This window comes from Convivina intestini, assembly GCF_003096575.1.
GTDB classification, from domain to species: domain Bacteria; phylum Bacillota; class Bacilli; order Lactobacillales; family Lactobacillaceae; genus Convivina; species Convivina intestini.
In genome coordinates this window covers 57,209-81,484 of record NZ_QEKT01000006.1, presented here as the reverse complement: position 1 = coordinate 81,484, position 24,276 = coordinate 57,209, and the positions used below count along the sequence as shown (strand labels likewise).

Below are 24,276 nucleotides of genomic sequence, written 5' to 3'. Positions count from 1 at the left end.
TTATTTTGCAGTATAATTAACAAGTAAACAAAGACTAAGGAGTTTTAAAAACATGGCTAAGTTAGTATTAATTCGACATGGTCAAAGTGAATGGAATGCTTTGAACTTGTTCAATGGTTGGGTGGATACCAAGTTGTCTGACAAGGGTATTCAGCAAGCTAAGGATGCTGGTGAATTGTTGGCACAAGAAGGAATTGAGTTTGATCAAGCCTATACTTCAGTGTTGACTCGAGCAATCACAACCCTTCATTTGGCCCTCGAAGAAGCTGGTCAGCTTTACGTTCCTGAAACTAAGTCATGGCGCTTGAATGAACGTCATTACGGTGCATTGCAAGGACAAAACAAGGCCGAAGCTGCTGAAAAGTGGGGCGATGACCAAGTTCATATCTGGCGTCGTTCATACGATGTTTTGCCACCAATGTTGGATAGCTATGATCCTGAAGTGACTGTTCAAGGCAAGACTTACCCTGCTTTTGACCGCCGTTATGCTGATGTACCTTATGGGGACCTACCTTTGGGTGAAAACCTTAAGATTACCTTGGAACGTGTTTTGCCTTTCTGGTATTCAAACATTGCTAAGGACTTAAAGGCCGGTAAGAACGTGGTTATCGGTGCCCATGGTAACTCTTTGCGTGCTCTTGTTAAGCATTTGGAACAAATTTCAGATGACGAAATTTTGGGTGTTGAGATTGCTAACGGTCAACCAATTGTTTACGATTTGGATGATGATTTGTCAATCGTATCAAAGAAAGTTTTGACCAAGTAATATTGACTTAGCCTGCCTGCCATTGGCAGGTTTTTTACTGCACTCTTGTTAAAATCGAGGAAAATTATGTCAGAAGAAAGCAATAAGCCGGTTTATGATCTCTATGAACGTCCACCTTTTCTTACTTGGTTTGGGTTGTCCTTACAACACCTTTTTTCCATGTTTGGTGCAACGGTCTTAGTGCCTTTGCTAGTTGGATTAAATCCGGGTGTGGCCCTCTTTTCATCCGGAATTGGTACTTTAATCCACATCTTAATCACCCGTGGACGAATTCCGGCCTATATGGGTTCTAGTTTTGCCTTTATTATTCCGATGACTTCACTTTTAAAAACTGTGGGTTATCCAGCCGTTGCCCAAGGAGTCATTTCCGTTGGGGTAGTTTACTTAATTGTTGCTTTGGTCGTGACCTTTACTGGTACGGATTGGATTAATGCTATTTTTCCACCAGCTGTAGTGGGGCCAGTTATTATGGTAATTGGTTTGAGCTTGGCCGGAGCCGCCGCTAGTTCAGCTACTCAATTGAACGGACACTATGATTTAAAGGTTTTTGTGGTGGCTCTAGCTACGCTGTTGGCCACGATTGCCTTTAACATGTTCTTGCGTGGTTTTTTAGGACTTTTGCCTGTTTTGTTGGGTATTATTTTTGGCTACTTAGTGGCTTTGGCGGTTGGACTAGTTGATTTGTCAGTTGTTAGCCAAGCCCATTGGTTCCAAATGCCTAAATTTGAATCTTTCTTAGATGAACGGGGATTTGTTTTCTATCCAGCTGCCGTGCTTAGTATGGCACCTTTGGCCCTAGTTACTTTATCGGAACACTTGGGGCATTTGATGGTTTTGTCAAAAATTACGGGCCATGACTTTTTTGAAAATCCTGGCTTGAAACGGACCTTGACTGGTGATGGAGCAGCTTCCATCGCTGCTGGTTTGGTTGGCGGACCCGCTGTAACTTCTTATGGTGAAAATATCGGTGTCATGCAATTGAGCCGGGTTTACTCTGTCTGGGTTATCGGTGGTGCAGCTTTCTTGGCAGTTATCTTTAGTTTTATTGGTAAGTTATCCGCCTTAATTAGTACTATTCCTGGTGCTGTAACCGGTGGGGTTGGTTTCATGTTGTATGGTGTAATTGCCGCTGCTGGTTTACAAGTTATAGTGAATAATCAGATTGATTACAGTAAAAAGCGGAATTTAATGATTGCCGCCCCGATTTTAGTGATTGGGATTGGTAATTTTCATTTGCAATTAAGTAGTCAGGTTGATTTTTCAGGGGTTGCTCTAGCAACAGTCCTTGGAATTGTTTTGAATTTAGTGTTGCCTAAGGTGGCGGCCAGCGAGAGAGAATAGTTATGTGAAGCTTGATTTATCAAGCTTTTTTATATGCTTTTTAAATATTTGTTAAAGATTTGCCAATGCCTCTCTAACGGCTTTCGTACCGGTATTTTTTCTTGTGAAATTATCTTTTTGCTGTTGAATTTAAAAAAGTCAAGGCGTATCATTGGTTTATATTCTGACGGATTGCTGGTCAAAGGTGTTCGCCAAATATTAAATTAAGAAAGGAGCGAACGCATGGATGAACCAACGGCAACATTTCGATTCTTAGGTTTGACTTTCGATTGGTCGATTATCATTTCAACCCTAGTTTCGATGGCGATTGTGGTTGCGATTGCGGTTTTTCTAAGCCGCCGACCAAGTGTCAGGCCAAATAAACGACAAAATGCTATGGAGTGGATGTTAGATTTCTCCAACAGTATTATCGGTGGGCAACTCCCCAAAGATTTAGCCCGTAAGTTTGGCTTGTATGCTTTCACTTTATTTTTCTTTGTTATAGTTTCAAACGAAATTGGGTTGCTATTACAGATTAAAATGGGTGACGGCGTAACTTACATGAAGTCTCCAACTGCTGATCCAATTGTGACAATGACCTTGTCCATTATGACCTTAGCCATTGCCCATGGTATTGGTGTAAAGGAACTTGGTTTGGGTGGATACCTTAAGAATATGCTGCTAACACCATATTCTTGGATGTTACCCCTCAATATTATTGAGCAGTTGGCTAACTTCTTGACGCTATCGTTGCGTCTATTTGGTAATATTTTTGCCGGTGAGATGCTCTTGAACTTGATTGCCGGTAGTATGGCTTGGCCCGGGCACTTCAACGGATTTTTGACCATCTTAGCCTTACCATTAGAAATGATTTGGCAAGGATTTTCACTCTTTATCGGTGCCATCCAGGCCTACGTCTTTGTCATCTTGACGGGTGTCTTCATTGCCCAATTGTCGGGAAATGAGTAGTCATTAGGACTATTTATGAGACTATCACAGTCACGCGGGAGCGTTATCATCCACACTACAGTAACTTATGGTAGGAGCCATATTTATATCTAAAGGAGAAGTCTAATGGATTTGCATAATCTAGGTGTTATTGCCGCCGGCCTTGCCGCAGCAGGAGCTGCCATCGGTGGTGGTGTTGGTAACGGTGTTTTAATTTCACAATTCTTAGCTGGTATGAGCCGTCAACCAGAACTTGAAGGACGTCTTTTGTCCCGTATGTTCTTGGGGGTTGCTTTGGTCGAAGTTATGCCAATTTTGTCAATTGTGTTTGCCTTCATCTTGATGGGTAAGTAAACCAAAGTACTACGGAGGAAAATCATGTTGGGAACAACGTTATTAGCAGCAAAAGAAATGCCATTGGGTGATATGCTGTTTATCATTGTTGCCTTCCTTGTCTTGATGGTTATCCTTAAAAAGGTGGCTTTTGGGCCACTAACTAAGGTTTTGGATCAACGAGCCGACAAAATTTCTTCTGACCTTGATGGGGCAGAGGAATCACGTCAACAGGCTGAGCAATTGGTTGAGCAACGGCAAAACGAGCTTGACCAAACTCGGCAGCAGGCTAGCGAAGTTGTGGCCAGCGCTAAAGCAAGTGCCCAAAAACAGGGTGAAGACGCTTTAGCAAAGGCTAATGAACGTGCTGATAGTATTCATCAGCAAGCTCAAGCAGACGCAACCAAGATGAAAGCTGACGCTATTGCCGGTGCTAAAAGTGAAGTGGCTAACCTTTCGGTGGCAATTGCTTCAAAGTTGATGCAAAAGGAGCTATCTGTTGATGATCAGCGGGCTTTAATTGACGCCTATATCGCAGATTTAGACCATAAGTAAGGAGTATTGGGATGGCAAAAAAGACACGTCAAATTGTTAACCAGTACGCCCAGGCAATTTTAGAATTAGCAGCTGAACAACATAATAGCGATGAGGTTGTGGCTGATTTAACAGCCCTTAAACAGGTGATTGCAGAGCAACCAATGCTTTTAGTAACCCTGGCCTCACGCGAACTTGATGCTAAAAATCAAGATCAGCTAGTTAATACCTTGACCAAAACAGCAGTTCCTAGCGTTCAAAATCTATTAAGGATTTTAATGGCTAATGGACGTTTAATGCTGTTAGACCAAATTATTGATGATTTCCTAGATTTGTATAAGCAAAGCCAAGGCATTGTTGATGTTGATATCATCACCGCCTTAGAAGTAGAGCAGGATCAAAAAGCGAAGTTGGAAGCGGCCTTTATCCGTCATAGCGGGGCTAAGCAGCTCAATCCAACCTATCAAGTTGATCCTACCATTATTGGTGGTGTGATTATGCAATCTAAGTCATTATTAGTTGATGGTAGTTTACGCACTAAAATTACTCAAATGAAGGCACAGTTATTAGGTTAGTGAGGAAAGAGAATGGCTATTCAAGCTGAAGAAATTTCTGCTTTAATTAAGCAACAGCTCGAAAAGTTTGACACAAAGCTAACTGTTGAAGAGGTTGGAACCGTTACTTATATTGGTGATGGTGTTGCCCGAGCTACTGGTTTGGCCAATGCTATTTCCGGTGAATTGGTGCAGTTTGCCAATGGCGAATACGGAATGGTTCAAAACCTAGAAACGAGTGAAGTTGGTATTACTGTTTTAGGTAATTCAGCTGGTATTCGTGAAGGTGATACAGTTAAGCGGACTGGACACGTTATGGAAGTGCCCGTCGGTGAAGAACTTATTGGGCGGGTTGTCAATGCAATTGGACAGCCCATTGATGGATTAGGTGAGTTGAAGACAACTAAGACTCGTCCAGTCGAAGTTAAGGCACCCGGCGTTATGGAACGTCAATCGGTGTCAGAACCTCTTCAAACTGGAATTAAGGCGATTGATGCCTTGGTTCCAATTGGACGAGGACAGCGTGAGTTAATTATCGGTGATCGTAAGACCGGTAAAACTTCGCTAGCTGTGGATACAATTTTGAATCAAAAAGGCCAAGACATGATCGTCATTTATGTGGCAATCGGTCAAAAGGATTCAACTGTTCGTGAACAAGTCGAAACTTTGCGTCAAATGGGTGCCATGGATTACACCATTGTGGTTAATGCCGGCCCTTCTGAATCAGCTTCACTACTATATTTGGCACCTTATACTGGGGCGGCCATGGGTGAAGAGTTCATGTACAACGGCAAGCATGTCTTGATTGTCTTTGATGATTTGAGCAAGCAAGCTACGGCTTATCGTGAGATATCCTTGATTTTGCGTCGTCCGCCTGGACGTGAAGCTTATCCTGGGGATGTTTTCTACCTACACTCACGTTTGCTAGAACGCGCAGCCAAGTTAAGTGATGAATTGGGTGGTGGTTCAATGACAGCTTTGCCAATCATTGAGACCCAAGCTGGAGATGTTTCAGCCTATATTCCAACCAACGTTATTTCCATTACTGATGGACAAATTTTCTTGGATGCCGACCAGTTCTATGCTGGTGTTCGTCCAGCTATTGATGCTGGAACATCTGTTTCTCGTGTTGGTGGAGATGCCCAAATTAAAGCAATGAAGAAGGTTTCTGGAACTTTGCGTTTGGACTTAGCTTCATATCGTGAATTGGAAAGCTTTGCTCAATTTGGTTCTGATTTGGACTCAGCCACCCAGGCTAAGTTAGCCCGTGGACGTCGTACAGTTGAAGTTCTTAAGCAGCCTTTGCACCAACCTATGTCTGTTGAACATCAGGTGTTTGTACTTTATGCTTTGACACATGGTTATTTGGATGATGTTGCAATTGAAGATATTCAACGTTTCCAAGATGAATTAATTGCTTACGTGGATGCTAATGCCAGCGATTTGCTGGAAGAGATTGTAACCACTAAGCAGTTGCCTGAAGATGCTGGTATGCAAAAGGCGATTGAAGGCTTCAAAGCCGGCTTTGCTGCATCATCAGCTCAACAATAAAAGGAGGCGTTGTTGATGGCTTCTTTGCAAGATATTCAGCGTCGAATTTCATCGACTAAAAAAACGCGTCAGATTACGTCAGCTATGCAAATGGTTTCAACAGCTAAGTTGAGTCAAATTCAACGTAGTGGTAGTGGTTATCATGCCTATGCATCACGCTTGGAGGTTGTGGTTGAGCACTTAGTTGCGGCCCATCTATTAGACAACGTCGATGCCAAACATATTCCCTTGATTGGACAACGGGATATTAAAAAGACCGGTATTTTGGTGATAACCTCTGATCGTGGTTTGGTGGGCTCTTATAACGCCAATGTCATCAAACAAACCAATGACTTGATGAAAAAACTGTCACTTGATACTACCAACACTGTCATCTTAGCGGTTGGTGGTAATGGGGCTGATTTCTACAAAAAGCGCGGATTTAACGTAGCTGTTGAGCACCGGGGCGTTTCTGATGTACCAAGTTTTAATGAAATTCGTTCTGTTTTAAAGACCGTGATTGACTTGTATGATGCCGAAGTTTTTGATGCTTTGCACGTGGTTTATAACCACTTTGTTAATCGCTTGACCAGTGAGTACCGTGATGTGCAGTTACTACCGTTAACTGCTGATACTTTAGCTCGCATGGGCGGTAACGAGGCACAAAAGTCAGAGTACAACGTTCATAGTGTCTACGAAATTGAGCCTGATACGAATGCCGTTTTAAATGTAGTTTTGCCTCAATTTGCGCAAAGCTTAGTGTATGAAGCGGTTTTGGATGCTAAAACAGCTGAGCACGCTGCTTCTTCAACCGCTATGAAATCAGCCACTGATAGTGCTGATGATTTGATTAGTCGTTTAGGTTTGCAGTATAACCGTGCTCGTCAAGCTCAAATCACTACTGAAATTACTGAAATTACCGGTGGCATGGTTGCTCTAGAATAGACGACTAGCTGATTTGGTAAGATTAAGGGCTGTTGGACAGCCACAAAATGAGAGGAAATAACCATGACTACTGGAAAAGTCGTACAAGTGATTGGTCCAGTTGTTGATGTTGCCTTTGATGAGGGCGGTCTTGTACCGGAAATTAACAACGCTTTGTTGATTCATACCGGCGAAGATAAGACATTGACTGTGGAAGTATCCTTGGCATTGGGCGACGGTGTCGTTCGAACGATTGCCATGGATTCAACTGACGGACTACAACGTGGAATGTCAGTTACTGACACTGGAAAACCAATCGAAGTGCCTGTAGGTGAAGCAACCCTAGGACGGGTCTTTAACGTTTTGGGTCAGCCAGTTGATAATGCTGGTGCTATTCCCGATTCAGTTCCGCGGCATTCTATTCATCGTGATGCTCCGGCCTATGATGAATTAACTACTTCAACTGAAATTCTAGAAACTGGAATTAAAGTTATTGATTTGTTAGCACCTTATGTTCGAGGTGGAAAAATTGGATTGTTCGGTGGTGCCGGTGTTGGTAAGACCGTTTTGATCCAAGAATTAATTCACAACATTGCCCAAGGACACAATGGTATTTCAGTCTTTACTGGTGTTGGTGAACGTACCCGTGAGGGTAACGATATGTATCACGAAATGGATGAATCAGGAGTTTTGAAGCAAACTGCCATGGTTTATGGACAAATGAATGAGCCTCCTGGAGCTCGTATGCGTGTGGCTCTAACGGGTCTAACCATGGCTGAAAGTTTCCGTGATAACGAAGGTAAGGACGTCTTGCTCTTTATCGATAATATTTTCCGTTTTACTCAAGCTGGTTCTGAAGTTTCAGCCTTGCTAGGACGTATTCCATCAGCCGTTGGTTATCAGCCAACTTTGGCTTCTGAAATGGGCCGTTTGCAAGAGCGAATTACTTCTACTAAAAAGGGTGCGATTACTTCAATTCAAGCGGTTTACGTGCCAGCCGATGATTATACTGATCCGGCTCCAGCAACAACTTTTGCTCACTTGGATGCTACGACTAACTTGGAACGTGCCTTGACTCAGCAAGGTATTTACCCAGCGGTGGATCCATTGGCCTCAACTTCTTCAGCCTTAACCCCTGATATTGTTGGCCAAGAACATTACGAAGTTGCTACAGAAGTCCAACGGACTTTGCAACGATACCGTGAATTGCAAGATATTATCTCGATTTTGGGAATGGATGAATTGTCAGACGATGAAAAGATTACTGTTAATCGTGCTCGTCGGATTCAGTTCTTCCTTTCACAGCCTTTCTCAGTTGCCGAAACCTTTACGGGTGTAAAGGGTGAGTACGTACCCGTTGCTGAAACAGTGCGTTCCTTTAAGGCTATTTTAGATGGTAAGTATGACGATTTGCCTGAAGATGCCTTCCGTAACGTTGGTGCTATTGAACAAGTAGTTGACAAAGCTAAGTCAATGGCCCAATAAGGGGGTACTGATTAATGGCAGATGAAAAGAATACAGCGTCAAAGGGGATTACGGTTAAAATCGTAACGCCCGAAGGAGATATGTATAGCCAAGATGGTGTGGAACTAGCTATTCTAAATACCCAGGGAGGTCAAGTCGGTGTGATGGCCAATCACGTGCCGGTTTTGGCAGCTTTGTCGATTAGTGAGTTAGTGATTAAAAAAGATGGCCGTTATTTACCACTGGCTGTTAATGGTGGGATTGCTGAATTTTCTAACAGTGTTCTAACTGTGATTGCCGATAGTGCTGAAACATCGGATAAAATTGATGTTTCTCGTGCTAAGAGTGCTAAAGAACGTGCTGAAGCCCGTTTGGCTCATGCCCAAGAGATTAAAAATCAACATGAAATCGTACTTGCTCGTGTAGCATTAATGCGAGCTGTTAATCGAATTCAAGTAGCTTCTGTTAATTCAGGACGCTAATTTTAAGGACTGCTCAGCAGTCCTTTTTATTTACTTTCAATTTTTGAAAACTTTTCTGATAAATGTTGGGAATTTACTTGACCAACCATTTGATCCTTGGTATGATGTAATAGTTGTTTAAGACAACACTGACCATGGCTCGTTGGTCAAGTGGCTAAGACGCTGCCCTTTCACGGCGGAATCGAGAGTTCGATTCTCTCACGAGCTACTAAAAAAGTCGCAATCATTTGATTGCGACTTTTTTGTTTACATCTATTGAGCGTTACGGTATTCAGGAGCTAATTTATTAACTGGCGGATTGTATTGACGCATTTCTTCAGCTAAATGAACTAGGTTGGTAACAAAACGTTGATTAGGTGCTTGAACATCATTCTTTTCAGCTAAATCAGCAATCCAGCCGTTAATATAATCTACTTCGGTGGGACGGCCCTTGACAAAGTCTTGATACATTGATGGAAAATGCAGTGGATTAGCAACACGGGAAACATAATCAACTTGGGCCACCATGTCATCTCGGCTCTCTAAGAGGGTAATGCCAGCTGCTTCAGCGGCATCATAAGCCTCATTAATTAGGGGACGGGCAATTCCTTCCAAGAAGTTATCATAGGCCATTAATTGTCCCATGCGTGATTGGAACATCGTGGCGATAGAATTTTCAACGGCATTAAAGAATACCTTGGTTAACAAGGTGCCCATGAAATTATCACTATAGGATGGGTTTAAATTAGCTGCTTGGAAATCTTCTTGGAGTTGGTCCATTACGGCCGAGCGTTGTTCAGTTAGATTGGCATAGACTGACGATCCGGCACCTTCTTTTCCCATAAAATCAACATCGCCATAATCATTTAAAATCGTTGCAATCATGGCGGTTCCACCAATGATATGTTCGTCATCGAAGTACTCTTGCAACTTTTCAATGTGTCCCATACCATTCATAGCACCTAGAGCAGTCTGATGCTTTTTGAATTTAGGCGCCACACGTTTTAAAGTATCAGCTAGTTGCATTTGCTTCATAAAGAAAATCCATACATCCGGATCCCCCTCGTATTCTTCAGGTGAAAAAATTTTAACTGGTACTTGATGACGGCCCTTTTGATCACGGGATTGCCAGACTTGATCGTTTTGTGAATGAATTTTCTCTAAGCTAGCAGCAGTAGGTTCAACGAATTCAACATCTAAACCGGCTTTTTCTTGTAATAAAAGTCCATAACGCAAGCCCATTGCCCCAGCACCTACAACGGTATACTTCATAATTAAGCCTCCTATAGTACTTACATTAAAAATAAATAATATTTTCTTAATAATTCTAACAATTATAAATGCCAACTGCAAGTAAAGTAGCTTTTGGGTATAATGGAACAGTGAAATCACTCAAGTAAGGAATTGTACAAATGACGAAAGAAATTTATTTAACTGGTGATCGACCTACCGGTAAGTTACACATTGGACACTATATTGGCTCTCTTAAAAATCGGGTAGCCATGCAAAATAGTGGCCAATATCAGCCTTTTATTATGATTGCTGATACTCAGGCTTTTACGGATAATGCTCGTAACCCTGAAAAAATTAAGCAGTCTCTAACTGAAGTCGCCTTAGATTATTTAGCAGTCGGCTTGGATCCTCATAAAAGTACTATTTTTGTTCAATCGCAAATCCATGGTTTGCCCGAATTGACCGAATACTTTATGAATTTGGTTAGTGTGGCCCGGTTACAACGTAATCCAACCGTTAAGTCTGAAATTCAGCAAAAGGCTTTTGGTGAAAGTATTCCAGCTGGATTTTTAACCTATCCAGTATCACAAGCAGCTGATATTACTATTTTTAAAGCCACGAAGGTGCCGGTTGGGGATGATCAAGAACCAATGATTGAACAAACTCGGGAACTGGTTCGCTCTTTTAACAATGCTTACCCAGGGGATGTTCTGGTTGAACCAACGGGGGTTTTCCCACCTAAGGGACAGGGGCGTTTGCCGGGTATTGATGGCAATGCTAAGATGTCTAAGTCATTGAACAATGGTATTTATCTGAGTGATGATGCGGATACCTTAGCTAAAAAAGTTAAATCAATGTACACTGATCCCTTGCATATTAATATTGATGACCCAGGGCATGTGGAAGGCAACGTGGTCTTTACCTATTTAGATATTTTTGATTCTGATAAAGCGCGCGTACAAGAATTAAAGGATCACTATCAGGCCGGTGGTTTAGGGGACATGAAGTTAAAGAAACATTTGATGGATGTTATGGAAGCAGAATTAGCCCCTATTCGTCAGCGTCGAGCTGAATATGCCCAAGATTTGCCAGCGGTCTTGAAAATGTTGCAAGACGGTTCACAACGAGCCAATCAAGTGGCTGAAACAACGATGCAAGAAGTTCGTTCAGCGATTGGTGTTGATTATTTTGGATAAATTAAAAAGGGTTCCTGTTTATCAGGAACCCTTTTTGCTGGTGCTTGTTGATTTAGCTTGTTGATTAGGTAGCTGGCCACCGTAAGTTGTACCGGTTTGGGCGGGGCTAAGGTTGAGTTGTTTACGAATTAGATTGGTAATCCGTTCCTTTTCGCTTTCAGGAACTTTTTCATAATTAACTGCGGTCCCACCACTTTGAACGGCCTCACCTTTACCTTGCATGTGTTCGGTCTGAATATTATTTTTAGTCTGACCGTAACCCTGGAGTAAGTATAGGAGTTGATTAAAGGTGATGTCGGTTCGGATACTATGACTAAGGCTGTTCATCATTTTTTGGTTAAAAATAACGTTAGGACGGGTCGCTTGCTTTAACAAGGCTTCAAGCACAATCCGTTGCCGTTGTTGACGGCCATAGTCTCCATTGGGATCGTCGTAACGCATCCGAGAAAAGGCGAGGGCAGCGTCACCGGTTAGACTAGTTCGAGTAGCTGACCAGGTTTTGCCGTCATCGTTGGAGTGCTCATAATTGCTACTATCTTTATGGAAACGATATAAGTTGGGGCCATGATCATGAGCAGTCTCTTGACTGTATTGGAAGCTTAAGGGGGATTTAATGGTAACACCACCAACATTATCGACCATTTTTTCTAAGCCACCCATATTAACTAGCGCATAGCCATCGATGGGCACATTTAGGTAAGCTTCCATGGTTTTAATTGTGGCACCGGTTGAACCAAAGGCGTAAGCTGCATTCATTTTTTGGGGAAAGTACTCTTCATAGCCTACAATCGAAACCATAATATCACGGGGAATAGAAATTAAGGTAACCTGTCCCTTTTGAGGGTTTAAGGTTAAGAGCATGATTGAATCGGTCCGGCCGCGATCAGTTCGACCGAGTTCACCCGTATCGGTTCCCATCAGCAAAATATTAACCGGTTGTTTATTCTTAAGAAGAGTTGACAGGGAACGCTGATGGGTAATGTTGGATGACTCATAGGTTTTTGCAACCGTACGTTGTAACTGATGAACGGTAGAGTGGAAAAAGAGAGCAAATAGAATCAGGAAAACGAACAATGATAGCTTAAACCAGGGCCAATGTTTTTTGGACAATTTATTAGTAGTTTTCTTTTGGACCCGTGATAATGGTTGCTGTTCCGCCATGACATTTACCCTCTAACTGAAATTATAACTAAACTCCATTATGACATAAATTAGCCTGGAAGTAGCTTCAAAAAAGTGATTAAGTTTGATGGTTCAGTCATTTTGGTCCTGTATCAGTTTCATGCTAGAATAACCTAAGTAAAAACCTTTGAGGGGTAGGCAATTAGGATGTTGTTTTCAACAAAAAATAACGATAAATTTCGGTGGTTAATGGCAGGAATTGCTTTTATATTTTTATCTATGGCAGTTCGTTTCCAATTTTTGGATGTGCGGGCTTTTGATAGCTTAGTTACGTTCATTGTTCAAGTTAGCCTACAAGGAAAGTTTGGATTGTTTTTGCACTTAGGGGCTTTTTTGAATCATTGGTGGCTGCTAGCCATATTAGTGATTGTCCTATTTGTCTGGCTGCGCTATCAAAAATATCAGTTAGGGGCTAATTTTTGGATAATTAGTTTTCTATCTTTAATAGTCATTAACTTATTTTGGTTTTTGTTAATTGATCTGAGTTGGGATCATGGTCTCGCAATTGAGGGGAACTTTCCTGATCTGTTGCTAACTTTATGGTTATATTATTGGTTATCTAGTTACCACTTGGCCGTTCGACCTCGTTGTCGTCGACCAATTACCTATCATTTATTACATTGGATGGGGATGATATTTTGGTTCTTTCAGCTTTTATCACAGATTAATCAAGGCTATGCTCTTTTATCCGGTGGTTTAGCAGCTGGTTTACTGGCTTATACTTGGTGGCAAATGACACGTCGGTTATATCTTCACTTTGCAAACCATTGGCAAAAAGTATTACAAATTGACGGTGGCTTGTAGGATGTGGTAGTATAAGACCGATATACAGAGAGGTCGCGACCAACATCAGTAATTAAGCAGAGCCAACCACGGCTTAGAAGCTTAATGAAAGGGGCGGTTGCCGAAGGTAGCTCACTTGGTAGGTAGTTACTTGGGCTGATGATTAAGAGTCATCAGACTGTCGTGATTTGCGATGCGCTTTGGCACTTTTGGCGAATATACCGCCGAGGCTCTCTTTCGTTCTGGAAGGGAGCCTTTTTATTGGAGAGGATAAAATGGCAGACGAAAATAATGGTATTAAACGTAATTTAAAAACCCGTCATGTATCAATGATTGCCTTGGGTGGTTCGATTGGAACCGGATTATTTGTGGCTTCTGGTGCCAGTATTGCCCAAGCTGGACCAATGGGGGCGATTGTCGCCTATATTGCCATTGGTATTATGGTTTACTTTTTGATGACTAGTTTAGGTGAGATGGCGACTTATTCCCCCACCTCTGGTTCTTTTGCTGATTATGCCAGTAAATATGTTGATCCAGCTTTGGGCTTTGCCCTTGGGTGGAATTATTGGTTTAATTGGGCCATTACCCTAGCGGTTGATATTGTGGCTGTTGGTTTGGTTTCACAATTCTGGTTTCCAAATGTACCCTCTTGGATTTTTTCAGCCTTAGCGCTTCTGTTGGTTTTTTTGATTAATCTATTCTCAGTGGGCGTTTTTGGTGAGGCTGAGTACTGGTTGTCCATGGTGAAAGTAGTAACAATTGTGGCCTTCTTAATTGTCGGAGTTATGACTATTTTTGGTATTATTCACTCCGATGTTAACGTAATCAAAAACCTTTCGGCCGGTAATCATGGGTTTGTTGGTGGCTGGCAAGCGGTTCTTTCGGTCTTTGTCGTAGCCGGTTTTTCTTTTCAAGGGACAGAATTAATTGGGATTACAGCTGGAGAAGCTAAAGATCCAAGTAAGGCCGTTCCCAAGGCCATTCATCAAGTTTTCTGGCGAATCCTACTGTTTTATATCTGCTCGATTTTTGTGATTAGTGCCTTAGTATATTACAAAAATCCAGATTTGCTGAGTGCTTCAACTCAGAATATTTCAGTTTCACCCTTTACGATCGTCTTTGAAAATGCTGGTATTGCTTTTGCAGCCAGCTTGATGAACGCGGTTATTCTAACTTCGATTATCTCAGCGGCTAACTCAGGCTCTTATGCTTCAACCCGGATGCTGTATGCTTTAGCTCATAAAGGTGAGGCACCTAAAATCTTTGCTAAGCTTTCTACACGAGGGGTGCCTGTTGCAGCCTTAGTGCTAACTTCAATGGTTGGTTTGTTTGCCTTCTTGTCTAACTTAAAGGGGGGATCAGTCGCCTATACTTGGTTGGTTAATGCTTCTGGTTTGACTGGTTTCATTGCTTGGGTTGGGATTGCCGTTTCTCATTTCCGGTTCCGCCGCGCTTATGTCGCGCAGGGGCGCGATTTAAACCAGCTAAAGTATCGTGCTAAGTGGTTCCCGTTTGGTCCAATCTTTGCCTTTGTCGTTTCAATCGGGGTTATCATTGGCCAAGATCCGCAAAGTTTTACTAGTTTTGATTTTGAAAAAATCGCTATAACCTATTTGTCAGTACCGCTCTTTATCATTCCTTACGTTGGTTACAAATTGGTGAAGCATTCCAAGGTTATCAAGTTAAAGGACGTGGACTTGGATTAATGTAGTATAATTTAAGAATGGTTCTAACCATTCTTTTTTATATAGGTTTAAAAATAAAACAGATTAGTAAGGGGAGTCATCAATATGACGGTTTTACACGAGGAGACCCGCGATCGAATTTTAGGAGCAGCAACTGATCTTTTTTTGAGTAACGGTTATGATCAGACTTCAACTCGTCAAATTGCTAAAATTTTAGATATCAGTCAACCAGCCCTTTATCATTACTTTGGTGACAAGGAAGCGCTGTTTGTGGAAGTGATTCGTGCCGTTGGTAGTCAAATTGGCCGTGAAATGTGGGCAGTATTGGATCAAACTTATTCCGACCCAGTTGATCAACTTGTTGATATGACCCAGGCCATTTTAACTCGCCACCCACGTGATGTTTTCACACTTATTCACGGAAGCTTTCCTTCGCTATCGGCCGATAATCAGCGGGTTTTGGGGATGACTTTTGGGCGGAATTACGTGGCGCCGATTGAAGCTTTTTTTGCTAGCGGGGCGGTGAAACTACATGAAAATGTCGATGCCCATACTGCTAGCTCGTTTTACATTACGAGTTTGGCACCGCTGTTTTCGACCTTTCATTCTTTAAAACCGCAGCAGAGTCGTAAAGAACAAATTCAGCAATTACTTAATTTAATATTGTATGGGGTAGCTCGCTAAAAGGCTTGTATTTATAGGTTTTTTCGAGTATGATTATGGAAGTAACACCGTGAATAAATACGGGTTTTACGATCTATTGTCCGTAATCCCATTATATTGAAGGCAAACGTTAGCTTCGGAAAGAGCGACGATTGCTTTTTTTGTGTCTTTGAGCCTTTTAAAATAGGCGAAAAAGTTATTTTGTAACCAAAATGTAATATTACAACACGGCAAAAAATAAATGAGGTGACAAGTGTGGCAGGACATTTAGTAAAGTATGGTAAAAATCGTACCCGTCGGTCGTATGCCAGCATTAAAGAAGTGCTGGATATACCTAACTTGATTGAGGTGCAATTAGCTTCTTACCAGTGGTTCCTGGATGAAGGAATCAAGGAAATGTTTAACGACATTATGCCTATTGATGATTTCCAAGGAAATCTTTCATTAGAATACGTTGATTATAAGTTAATGGAGCCTAAGTACAATATTGATGAGGCACGTGAACACGATGCCAATTATTCAGCCCCATTACACGTAACTTTGCGTTTAACTAACCATGAAACTGGTGAAATTAAGTCTCAAGATGTTTTCTTTGGTGATTTCCCATTGATGACTGAACAGGGAACTTTCATTATTAACGGAGCAGAACGAGTAATCGTTTCTCAGTTAGTACGTTCACCTGGAATTTATTACAACCAAGAGACTGATAAAAATGGTCGTCCACACTACGGTACTACTGTAATTCCGAACCGTGGTGCTTGGTTGGAATACGAGACCGATGCAAAGGGAATCGCTAACGTTCGTATTGACCGAACTCGTAAGCTTTTGATGACTGAATTGGTCCGGGCCCTTGGCTTTGGTTCTGATTCAGATATCGTTGACATCTTCTCTGACCAGTATGATGCTTTGAACATGACTTTGGAAAAAGACGTGCACAAAAACATGTCTGACTCTCGTGTTGAAGAAGCCTTGAAGGACATTTACGAGCGACTACGTCCCGGCGAACCTAAGACAGCTGATTCATCACGTGCTTTGTTAGTTGCCCGTTTCTTTGATCCTAAGCGTTATGATTTGGCACCAGTTGGTCGGTATAAGATTAACAAGAAGTTGTCATTGAAGACTCGCTTACTAAACGAAACTTTGGCCGAAACTTTGGCTGATCCTGATTCGGGTGAAATCATTGCCGAAAAGGGTACGCTAGTTGATAAGACGGTTATGTCGAAGTTGGCGCCTTATTTGGACCGTGAAGACTTTAAGACAGTCACTTATACTCCAAGTGGGGATGCCGTTTTGCAGGATCCTGTTATCTTGCAAAAGATTAAAATTGAATCTCCTGAAAATCCAGAGAAGACTTTGCTCTTGATTGGTAATGGTCATATCCCAGAAGACGACCATACTGTCCGTCCAGCTGATATTTTGGCTGGTATCAACTACTTCTTGAACCTACAAGAAGGGGTTGGACAAGTTGATGATATTGATCATTTGGGTAATCGTCGGATTCGTTCAGTTGGTGAATTGCTACAAAACCAATTCCGCATTGGTTTGACTCGTATGGAACGTGTTGTTCGCGAACGTATGTCAATTCAAGATGCCAGCACGGTAACTCCACAACAACTGATTAATATTCGTCCAGTTGTGGCTGCCGTTAAGGAATTCTTTGGTTCTTCACAGCTTTCACAGTTTATGGATCAGACGAATCCCTTGGGTGAAATGAACCACAAGCGTCGTTTGTCAGCCTTAGGACCTGGTGGTTTGACTCGTGATCGAGCTGGGGTTGAAGTTCGAGATGTTCACTATACGCACTATGGCCGAATTGACCCAATTGAAACACCCGAAGGTCCTAACATTGGGTTGATTAACTCTTTGGCAACTTACGGTCGCATTAATAAGTATGGTTTCATTGAGACACCATACCGTCGTGTTGATTGGGGTACTCACAAGGTTACTGACCGAATTGATTACCTAACGGCTGATGAAGAAGATAACTACATCGTGGCCCAAGCCAACACGGAGTTGGAAGATGATGGTAGTTTCGTGCATTCAACTGCCATGGCTCGTTTTGGTGAAGAAAACATCGAAACGCCAGTTGAAAAGATTGATTATGTCGATGTTTCGCCTAAGCAGGTTGTCTCAGTTGGTACTGCCGTTATTCCTTTCTTGGAAAACGATGATTCTAACCGGGCCTTGATGGGTGCCAACATGCAGCGTCAGGCCGTTCCTTTGCTTGACCCACATTCCCCAATTGTGGGAACTGGTGTTGAATATAAGGCCGCTCACGATTCTGGTGCTGCTTTGATTGCTAAGGCGGATGGTGAAGTTGAGTACGTCGATGCTCGTCAAATTCGTGTTCGTCGCGAAGATGGTCAATTAGACACCTATGAATTAATGAAATTCCGCCGTTCAAACGGTGGTAAGAACTATAACCAAAAGCCAATTGTTAAGGTCGGCGAACAAGTTGATGCTGATCAGGTATTGGCTGATGGACCTTCCATGGAATTAGGTGAATTAGCCTTGGGTCAAAACCCATTAATCGCTTTTATGACTTGGCAAGGATATAACTTCGAAGATGCCATCATCTTGAACGAACGTCTAGTTCGTGAAGATGTTTATACATCAATTCACATCGAAGAATATGATTCAGAGGCGCGTGATACCAAATTAGGACCGGAAGAAATTACCCGTGAAATTCCTAACACTGGTGAAGAACAGCTTAAGGATTTGGATGAAAATGGTATTATCCGTGTCGGAGCTGAAGTTCACGATGGTGATATTTTGGTTGGTAAAGTAACACCAAAGGGTGTTACTGATCTATCTGCTGAAGAACGTTTGTTGCACGCAATCTTTGGTGAAAAGGCTCGTGAAGTTCGTGATACTTCCCTCCATGTACCACACGGTGGTGGCGGTGTCGTCCAAAGTGTTCGGATCTATACTCCTGAAAATGGAGATGAATTGGCACCGGGTGTCAACATGATGGTTCGAGTTTATATTGCCCAAAAGCGTAAGATTCAAGTCGGTGATAAGATGGCCGGTCGTCACGGAAACAAGGGAACTGTTTCTGTGGTTGTGCCAGAAGAAGATATGCCATATATGCCTGATGGAACCCCAATTGACATCCTATTGTCACCCATGGGTGTCCCTTCTCGTATGAACATTGGGCAGGTTTTGGAACTTCACTTGGGATTTGCTGCTAAGAAGTTAGGTATCCACGTTGCTTCACCAGTCTTTGATGGTGCCAGCGATGATGAAATCGAAGAAGCTTTGCAAGAAGCTGGTTTGCCAGCTGATGGAAAGTCAGTCGTTTATGACGGCCGGACTGGAGAAGCCTTTGATAAGCGTGTGGCCGTTGGGGTTATGCACTATATGAAGTTGGCCCACATGGTTGACGATAAGATTCACGCTCGTTCAATTGGACCTTACTCACTTGTTACGCAACAGCCTTTGGGTGGTAAAGCTCAGTTTGGTGGCCAGCGTTTTGGTGAAATGGAAGTTTGGGCTTTGGAAGCCTACGGTGCCGCCTACACCTTGCAAGAAATTTTGACTTACAAGTCAGATGATGTTGCTGGTCGTGTTAAGGTTTATGAATCAATCATTAAGGGTGAGCCAATTCCACGTCCCGGTGTGCCAGAGTCATTCCGAGTGTTGGTTAAGGAATTGCAAGCTCTTGGTTTGGATATGCGTGTGCTTGATCAAGAAGGATCAGCAGTTGAATTAAAGCAAATGGATGAAGATGATTCTGTTTTGCCAGTTGATGCGCTAGAAAAGTTGGCCCGGAGTAATCCAGAGCTATTAAACAAGGAAGATGAAGAGGTTAAGGCAGCCTTCACCAAAGTTGCTAGTGACCAACCCGCTCCTTTAACTGATGATGATCAACAATAATTAAAGAAAGGTACCCAATAGATGGCAATCGATGTAAATAAGTTCGAAAGTATGCAAATCGGTTTGGCTTCACCGGATCAGATTCATGATTGGTCCCATGGTGAGGTTAAAAAGCCTGAAACCATTAACTATCGAACACTTAAGCCTGAAAAAGATGGGCTCTTTGATGAGCGAATCTTTGGCCCAACTAAGGATTATGAGTGTGCCTGTGGTAAGTACAAGCGAATCCGTTATAAGGGAATTGTTTGTGATCGCTGTGGCGTTGAAGTTACTTCTTCTAAGGTTCGTCGTGAACGCATGGGTCACATTGAACTAGCAGCACCAGTTACGCATATTTGGTACTTCAAGGGTATTCCTTCTCGAATGGGACTTGTTTTGGATATGAGTCCTCGTTCTTTGGAAGAAATTATCTATTTTGCCTCATACGTAGTCGTTGATCCTGGGGATGCTCCCGTAGAAAAGAAGCGTTTACTAACGGAACGTGAATACCGTGATCTTAAAAAAGAATACGGTGCTAAGTTCAAGGCCGGCATGGGAGCTGAAGCAATTAAAGAGCTTTTGGCTGATGTTGACTTGGCCGGTGAAGCTGATGCCTTGAAAAAGGAATTACAAGAAGCGACTGGTCAAAAGCGTGTGCGTGCCGTTCGTCGTCTAGACATTATTGAAGCCTTTTTGCATTCTGATAACAAGCCGGAGTGGATGGTTATGGAAGTTATTCCAGTTATTCCACCTGACTTACGGCCAATGGTTCAATTGGAAGGTGGTCGTTTTGCGACTTCTGATTTGAATGATTTGTACCGCCGAGTAATTAACCGAAACAACCGTTTGAAGCGTTTGTTTGACTTGAATGCTCCTGGTATCATCGTTCAAAACGAAAAGCGGATGTTGCAAGAAGCCGTTGATGCCTTGATGGATAACGGGCGCCGTGGTCGTCCAGTTGCTGGACCTGGAAATCGTCCATTGAAGTCTCTTTCACACATGCTGAAGGGAAAGCAAGGACGTTTCCGTCAAAACTTGCTGGGTAAGCGTGTTGATTATTCTGGTCGTTCAGTTATTGATGTGGGACCATTCTTGAAGATGAACCAAATGGGACTTCCTCGTCCAATGGCGATTGAATTATTCCGTCCTTTCATCATGAAGGAATTGACGAAGCGCAAGCTTGCTGGCAATGTGAAGTCGGCTAAGCGTAAGATTGATCGTGCTGACGAAGATGTGATGGATGTCTTAGAAGACGTCATCAAGGAACACCCGGTTTTGCTAAACCGAGCACCTACCCTTCACCGTTTGGGAATTCAGGCCTTTGAGCCAGTCTTGGTTTCTGGTAAGGCAATGCGTCTGCACCCATTGGTTACCGAGGCCTATAACGCCGATTTCGATGGTGATCAGATGGCTATTCACGTACCTTTGTCTGATGAGGCCCAAGCAGAAGCCCGCTTGCTCATGTTGGCGGCCGGACACATTTTGGCGCCTAAGGATGGAAAGCCAATCGTGGCCCCATCTCAGGATATGGTTATTGGAAACTACTATCTAACGACTGAAGAAGCTGGTCGTGAAGGCGAAGGAATGATCTTTAGCTCGGTTGACGAAGCTCGCCTTGCTTATGAAAACAAGATTGTTCACTACCATACTCGTGTCGGAATTCAAACTTCATCATTCCCGGCTGACAAGCCATTTACCGAAGAACAACGCGGTAAGATTATGGTAACTGCAGTTGGTAAATTACTCTTTAACGAGATTTTGCCAAGTGATTTCCCATATATTAACGAACCTTCAGATGATAACTTTAAGGGTATCTCCGATGACTTCTTTATGGAGCCAGGAGAAGACATTCATGAATACCTTAAAGATCGTGAAATTGTAGCACCATTTAGAAAAGGGTTCTTGTCCGATATTATCGCTGAAGTATATAAGCGTTATAAGGTGACTGAAACATCCCTATTGTTGGATCGGATGAAGGACTTGGGTTATGATATTTCAACTAAGTCTGGTTTGACTGTGGCTATGACGGATGTTACCGAGCTAGCCGATAAGCCACAAATCTTAGAGGATGCCCATAATCAAGTTGCCACAGTGACTAAGCAGTTCCGTCGCGGTTTGATTACCGATGCTGAGCGTTATCAGCGGGTCATTGATATTTGGAGTAAGGCTAAGGACATCATTCAAGACGAATTGATTGAGACCTTTGATCCAACTAACCCAATCTTTATGATGCAGGACTCTGGTGCTCGTGGTAACATCTCTAACTTCGTGCAGTTGGCTGGAATGCGTGGTTTGATGGCTGGACCTGGTGGTAAGATTATCGAATTGCCAGTTACCTCTAACTTCCGTGATGGTTTGACTGTTATGGAAATGTTTATCTCAACCCACGGTGCTCGTAAGGGAATGTCTGATACGGCCTTAAAGACAGCCAACTCAGGTTACTTAACTCGTCGTTTGGTTGATGTGGCTCAAGATGTTATTGTACGTGAGTTTGATAACGGATCTGACCGTGGCGTTGCTGTTCGCGCCATTATGGATGGCAATTCAGTGGTTGAGCCTTTGTATGATCGAATTGTTGGTCGTTATGCCATGAAGTCTGTCTTTGACCCAGAAACTGGTGAAAAGATTGTTGCTCGTAACGAAATGATTCATGAAGATGCCGCTCGTCATATTGTGAATGCTGGCATTGAAGAAGTAACTATTCGTTCTGTCTTTACTTCAACAACTGAACACGGTGTTTCTGTTCTTGATTACGGTCGTAACTTGGCTACTGGTGAAGAAGTCGAAGTTGGAGAAGCCGTTGGAACAGTCGCTGCTCAGTCAATTGGAGAACCTGGTACCCAACTAACCATGCGTAACTTCCACACGGGTGGTGTTGCCGGTGGAAACGATATCACGCAAGGTTTGCCTCGTGTGCAAGAAATTGTTGAAGCACGTATTCCTAAGGGACGTGCTGAAATTTCAGAAGTTACCGGACAAATTACCACAATTGAAGAAAATCCTGCAGAACGGATTAAGTCAGTCACAATCGAAGGGGAAACGGATACTCGTACCTATACTTTGCCATTGACTGCTCGGATGCGTTTTGGTGAAGGGGACCAAATCAAGCGTGGGGAAGCAATCAACGAAGGACCAATTGATCCTAAGGAATTGCTTGCTGTAACTGATACTTTGACAACTGAGTCTTACATGTTGTCAGAAATCCAAAAAGTTTACCGTTTACAGGGAATTGAAGTTTCTGATAAGCATATCGAAGTTATGATTCGTCAAATGTTGCGTAAGATTCGCATCATGGATCCTGGTCAAACTGATTTGTTGCCAGGTACTTTGATGGATATTGCTGACTTTAAGCGGGCCAACGAACCAGCATTACTTGCTGGTAAAGTACCTGCTACAGCTCGGCCAGTCTTGTTAGGAATTACTAAGGCTGCCTTGGAAACTAATTCATTCTTGTCTGCGGCTTCCTTCCAGGAAACAACTCGTGTCTTGACGGATGCAGCTATCCGTGGAAAGAACGATCCGTTAGTTGGACTTAAGGAAAACGTTATTATTGGAAAGATTATCCCAGCCGGAACTGGTATGTCTGAATACCGTCGTATCAAGCCAAAGGTGATTGGTGAAGTTGTTGCCAACCCAGAGGAAGAAGGCATTGAGGATATTCCTAGTTTGGATGATGTTGCCCAATCAATGGATTCTAATCAGTAAGTTCGAAAATACCAGCGCAAGCTGGTATTTTTTTATTGTTCTTCTTTTTAGGGGAGAGTAGACTTAAGAAAAAGAGGTGGAGAGATGGATAAGATAGTAACTATTCGTTGGATTGGTTGGATTAAAAAACTAAAACGGCAGCAGGCTTTAGCGATTTCAGTTACTTTTCTAGTGATTGTATTATTGATAATGTTTCAAGGTAATAGCAGTGATTATCGCCAACTTAATTGGCAGCAGATTGTATTAGCCACTTATTTTCTCTGGAGTTTCTCGCCAGCAGGGGAACAATTGGCCTACCGCGCTTTTCCGTATAATAAACCTCGATTTCAATATCAAGTGACGACTTGGTATCAGTGGGGACAGGCCTTGCTCTTTGCCGGTGCATTTTTTGTTGCTTCACTGCTTATATGGCGACCACAGTATTTGGCTGATATATCATCTAAGATTGCCTTTGCAACTATTATTGGCTTTGCAGCTATGTGGTTTCATCGGTGGTTACTAGCCCGAGTGATCAATAAAAAAGATGAATAACAATGTCTTTGACCAATTTGGAGGTACTAGTTATGAGAGAAGTAGCTAAGATAAATTGGATAGCTTGGATTAAGAACCTAAAACCATGGCAGGTTTGGATTATATCGTTACTGCCATTAATTATGGTATTTATGATAGAGACCTATTTTTACCAGAAACCGTTGAGCTATTGGAACGAAAACCGCTTAGATGGCAGACAAATCACGATGGGGTTATACTTCATGTGGCTATTTACACCAATTGAAGCGCAACTACGTTACCGTCGCTTTCCGCGTCAAATGCCTAATTACCAATATCAAGTCGCGACTTGGTCTAAATGGCTACAATCATTAATTTTTACCGGTGTATTATTTATCATTTTTCGATTATATTGGGCAGATACTTGTTTAATGAGTGTGTCCTTTCAAATGGTATTTGCTATTTTGTTAGGATATTCTCTTGTGCAATTTTATTATTGGTTCAAAGCTAAAATTTTAATAAATAGAGGTTAGCTATGCCCAAAAGTGGGCGTCCATGCCAAAACTGTTATTAATCTTGTGAAAATAATTTAAAGTAATACTTGTTCATTTAAGGAAACTAATAACTTGTTACGCAATTAATTGCAGAATG

General features: G+C 42.4%; 20 protein-coding genes, 1 tRNA gene and 1 riboswitch. Of the genes, 19 read left to right on the top strand and 2 right to left on the bottom strand.

The window, feature by feature from the left end:
- The first annotated feature begins 52 nt into the window (after positions 1–52).
- From gpmA to C7384_RS05770, 11 genes are all read left to right on the top strand, one after another.
- Positions 53–766: a 2,3-diphosphoglycerate-dependent phosphoglycerate mutase gene (gpmA, locus tag C7384_RS05820; protein ID WP_089939005.1), complete on the top strand. Its 714-nt coding sequence runs from the start codon at positions 53–55 to the stop codon at positions 764–766.
- A 66-nt stretch (positions 767–832) separates the two neighbouring features.
- A complete protein-coding gene (locus tag C7384_RS05815) occupies positions 833–2,107 on the top strand; it encodes a uracil-xanthine permease family protein (RefSeq protein ID WP_089939003.1) in 1,275 nt (424 codons plus the stop codon).
- Between the two features lie 222 nt (positions 2,108–2,329).
- Positions 2,330–3,055 (top strand): F0F1 ATP synthase subunit A, encoded by a 726-nt coding sequence (atpB, locus tag C7384_RS05810; RefSeq protein WP_089939001.1) that lies wholly within the window; start codon positions 2,330–2,332, stop codon positions 3,053–3,055.
- 105 nt (positions 3,056–3,160) lie between these two features.
- Positions 3,161–3,388, top strand: coding sequence for a F0F1 ATP synthase subunit C (atpE, locus tag C7384_RS05805; RefSeq protein ID WP_089938999.1), 228 nt, complete (start codon positions 3,161–3,163; stop codon positions 3,386–3,388).
- A gap of 24 nt (positions 3,389–3,412) precedes the next feature.
- Positions 3,413–3,922: a F0F1 ATP synthase subunit B gene (gene atpF / locus C7384_RS05800; protein WP_089938997.1), complete on the top strand. Its 510-nt coding sequence runs from the start codon at positions 3,413–3,415 to the stop codon at positions 3,920–3,922.
- Positions 3,923–3,933: 11 nt separating this feature from the next.
- Positions 3,934–4,476 carry an ATP synthase F1 subunit delta gene (gene atpH / locus C7384_RS05795; protein ID WP_089938995.1) on the top strand — a complete coding sequence of 181 codons (543 nt, stop codon included), beginning with the start codon at positions 3,934–3,936 and terminating at the stop codon, positions 4,474–4,476.
- Positions 4,477–4,488: 12 nt separating this feature from the next.
- Positions 4,489–6,006 carry a F0F1 ATP synthase subunit alpha gene (gene atpA / locus C7384_RS05790; protein WP_089938993.1) on the top strand — a complete coding sequence of 506 codons (1,518 nt, stop codon included), beginning with the start codon at positions 4,489–4,491 and terminating at the stop codon, positions 6,004–6,006.
- Between the two features lie 15 nt (positions 6,007–6,021).
- Positions 6,022–6,930, top strand: coding sequence for a F0F1 ATP synthase subunit gamma (locus C7384_RS05785; RefSeq protein WP_089938991.1), 909 nt, complete (start codon positions 6,022–6,024; stop codon positions 6,928–6,930).
- Between the two features lie 63 nt (positions 6,931–6,993).
- The gene (gene atpD / locus C7384_RS05780; protein ID WP_089938989.1) at positions 6,994–8,394 is read left to right on the top strand and encodes a F0F1 ATP synthase subunit beta; all 1,401 of its coding nucleotides are present in this window, start codon (positions 6,994–6,996) and stop codon (positions 8,392–8,394) included.
- Positions 8,395–8,408: 14 nt separating this feature from the next.
- Positions 8,409–8,855: a F0F1 ATP synthase subunit epsilon gene (locus C7384_RS05775; protein WP_089938987.1), complete on the top strand. Its 447-nt coding sequence runs from the start codon at positions 8,409–8,411 to the stop codon at positions 8,853–8,855.
- Positions 8,856–8,991: 136 nt separating this feature from the next.
- Positions 8,992–9,063, top strand: a tRNA-Glu gene (locus C7384_RS05770).
- Between the two features lie 44 nt (positions 9,064–9,107).
- Here the strand turns inward: C7384_RS05770 and C7384_RS05765 are convergent.
- Positions 9,108–10,106, bottom strand: coding sequence for a ketopantoate reductase family protein (locus C7384_RS05765; RefSeq protein WP_089938985.1), 999 nt, complete (start codon positions 10,104–10,106; stop codon positions 9,108–9,110).
- Between the two features lie 140 nt (positions 10,107–10,246).
- Here C7384_RS05765 and trpS point away from each other — a divergent pair, with 140 nt between their 5' ends.
- Positions 10,247–11,263, top strand: a complete 1,017-nt coding sequence (trpS, locus tag C7384_RS05760; protein ID WP_089938983.1) for a tryptophan--tRNA ligase — start codon at positions 10,247–10,249, stop codon at positions 11,261–11,263.
- A gap of 21 nt (positions 11,264–11,284) precedes the next feature.
- Here trpS and C7384_RS05755 read toward each other — a convergent pair whose 3' ends face one another.
- A complete protein-coding gene (locus C7384_RS05755; protein ID WP_089938981.1) occupies positions 11,285–12,424 on the bottom strand; it encodes an LCP family protein in 1,140 nt (379 codons plus the stop codon).
- Between the two features lie 240 nt (positions 12,425–12,664).
- Between C7384_RS05755 and C7384_RS05750 the strand changes: the two genes are divergently transcribed.
- The 7 genes from C7384_RS05750 to C7384_RS05720 all read left to right on the top strand — a co-directional run bounded on the left by C7384_RS05750 (position 12,665) and on the right by C7384_RS05720 (position 24,158).
- Complete coding sequence (locus C7384_RS05750) at positions 12,665–13,249, top strand: hypothetical protein (protein WP_133240785.1); 585 nt, start codon at positions 12,665–12,667, stop codon at positions 13,247–13,249.
- 19 nt (positions 13,250–13,268) lie between these two features.
- A riboswitch (Lysine riboswitch) is annotated at positions 13,269–13,437 on the top strand.
- Between the two features lie 66 nt (positions 13,438–13,503).
- Positions 13,504–14,934, top strand: coding sequence for an amino acid permease (locus C7384_RS05745; RefSeq protein ID WP_089938977.1), 1,431 nt, complete (start codon positions 13,504–13,506; stop codon positions 14,932–14,934).
- Positions 14,935–15,018: 84 nt separating this feature from the next.
- Positions 15,019–15,597: a TetR/AcrR family transcriptional regulator gene (locus tag C7384_RS05740; RefSeq protein ID WP_089938975.1), complete on the top strand. Its 579-nt coding sequence runs from the start codon at positions 15,019–15,021 to the stop codon at positions 15,595–15,597.
- Positions 15,598–15,831: 234 nt separating this feature from the next.
- Positions 15,832–19,452 carry a DNA-directed RNA polymerase subunit beta gene (gene rpoB, locus C7384_RS05735; RefSeq protein WP_089938973.1) on the top strand — a complete coding sequence of 1,207 codons (3,621 nt, stop codon included), beginning with the start codon at positions 15,832–15,834 and terminating at the stop codon, positions 19,450–19,452.
- Between the two features lie 21 nt (positions 19,453–19,473).
- Positions 19,474–23,136, top strand: a complete 3,663-nt coding sequence (rpoC, locus tag C7384_RS05730) for a DNA-directed RNA polymerase subunit beta' (protein WP_089938971.1) — start codon at positions 19,474–19,476, stop codon at positions 23,134–23,136.
- Positions 23,137–23,220: 84 nt separating this feature from the next.
- Positions 23,221–23,667, top strand: coding sequence for a hypothetical protein (locus tag C7384_RS05725; protein ID WP_089938970.1), 447 nt, complete (start codon positions 23,221–23,223; stop codon positions 23,665–23,667).
- A 32-nt stretch (positions 23,668–23,699) separates the two neighbouring features.
- The gene (locus tag C7384_RS05720; protein ID WP_089938968.1) at positions 23,700–24,158 is read left to right on the top strand and encodes a hypothetical protein; all 459 of its coding nucleotides are present in this window, start codon (positions 23,700–23,702) and stop codon (positions 24,156–24,158) included.
- Positions 24,159–24,276 lie beyond the last annotated feature (118 nt).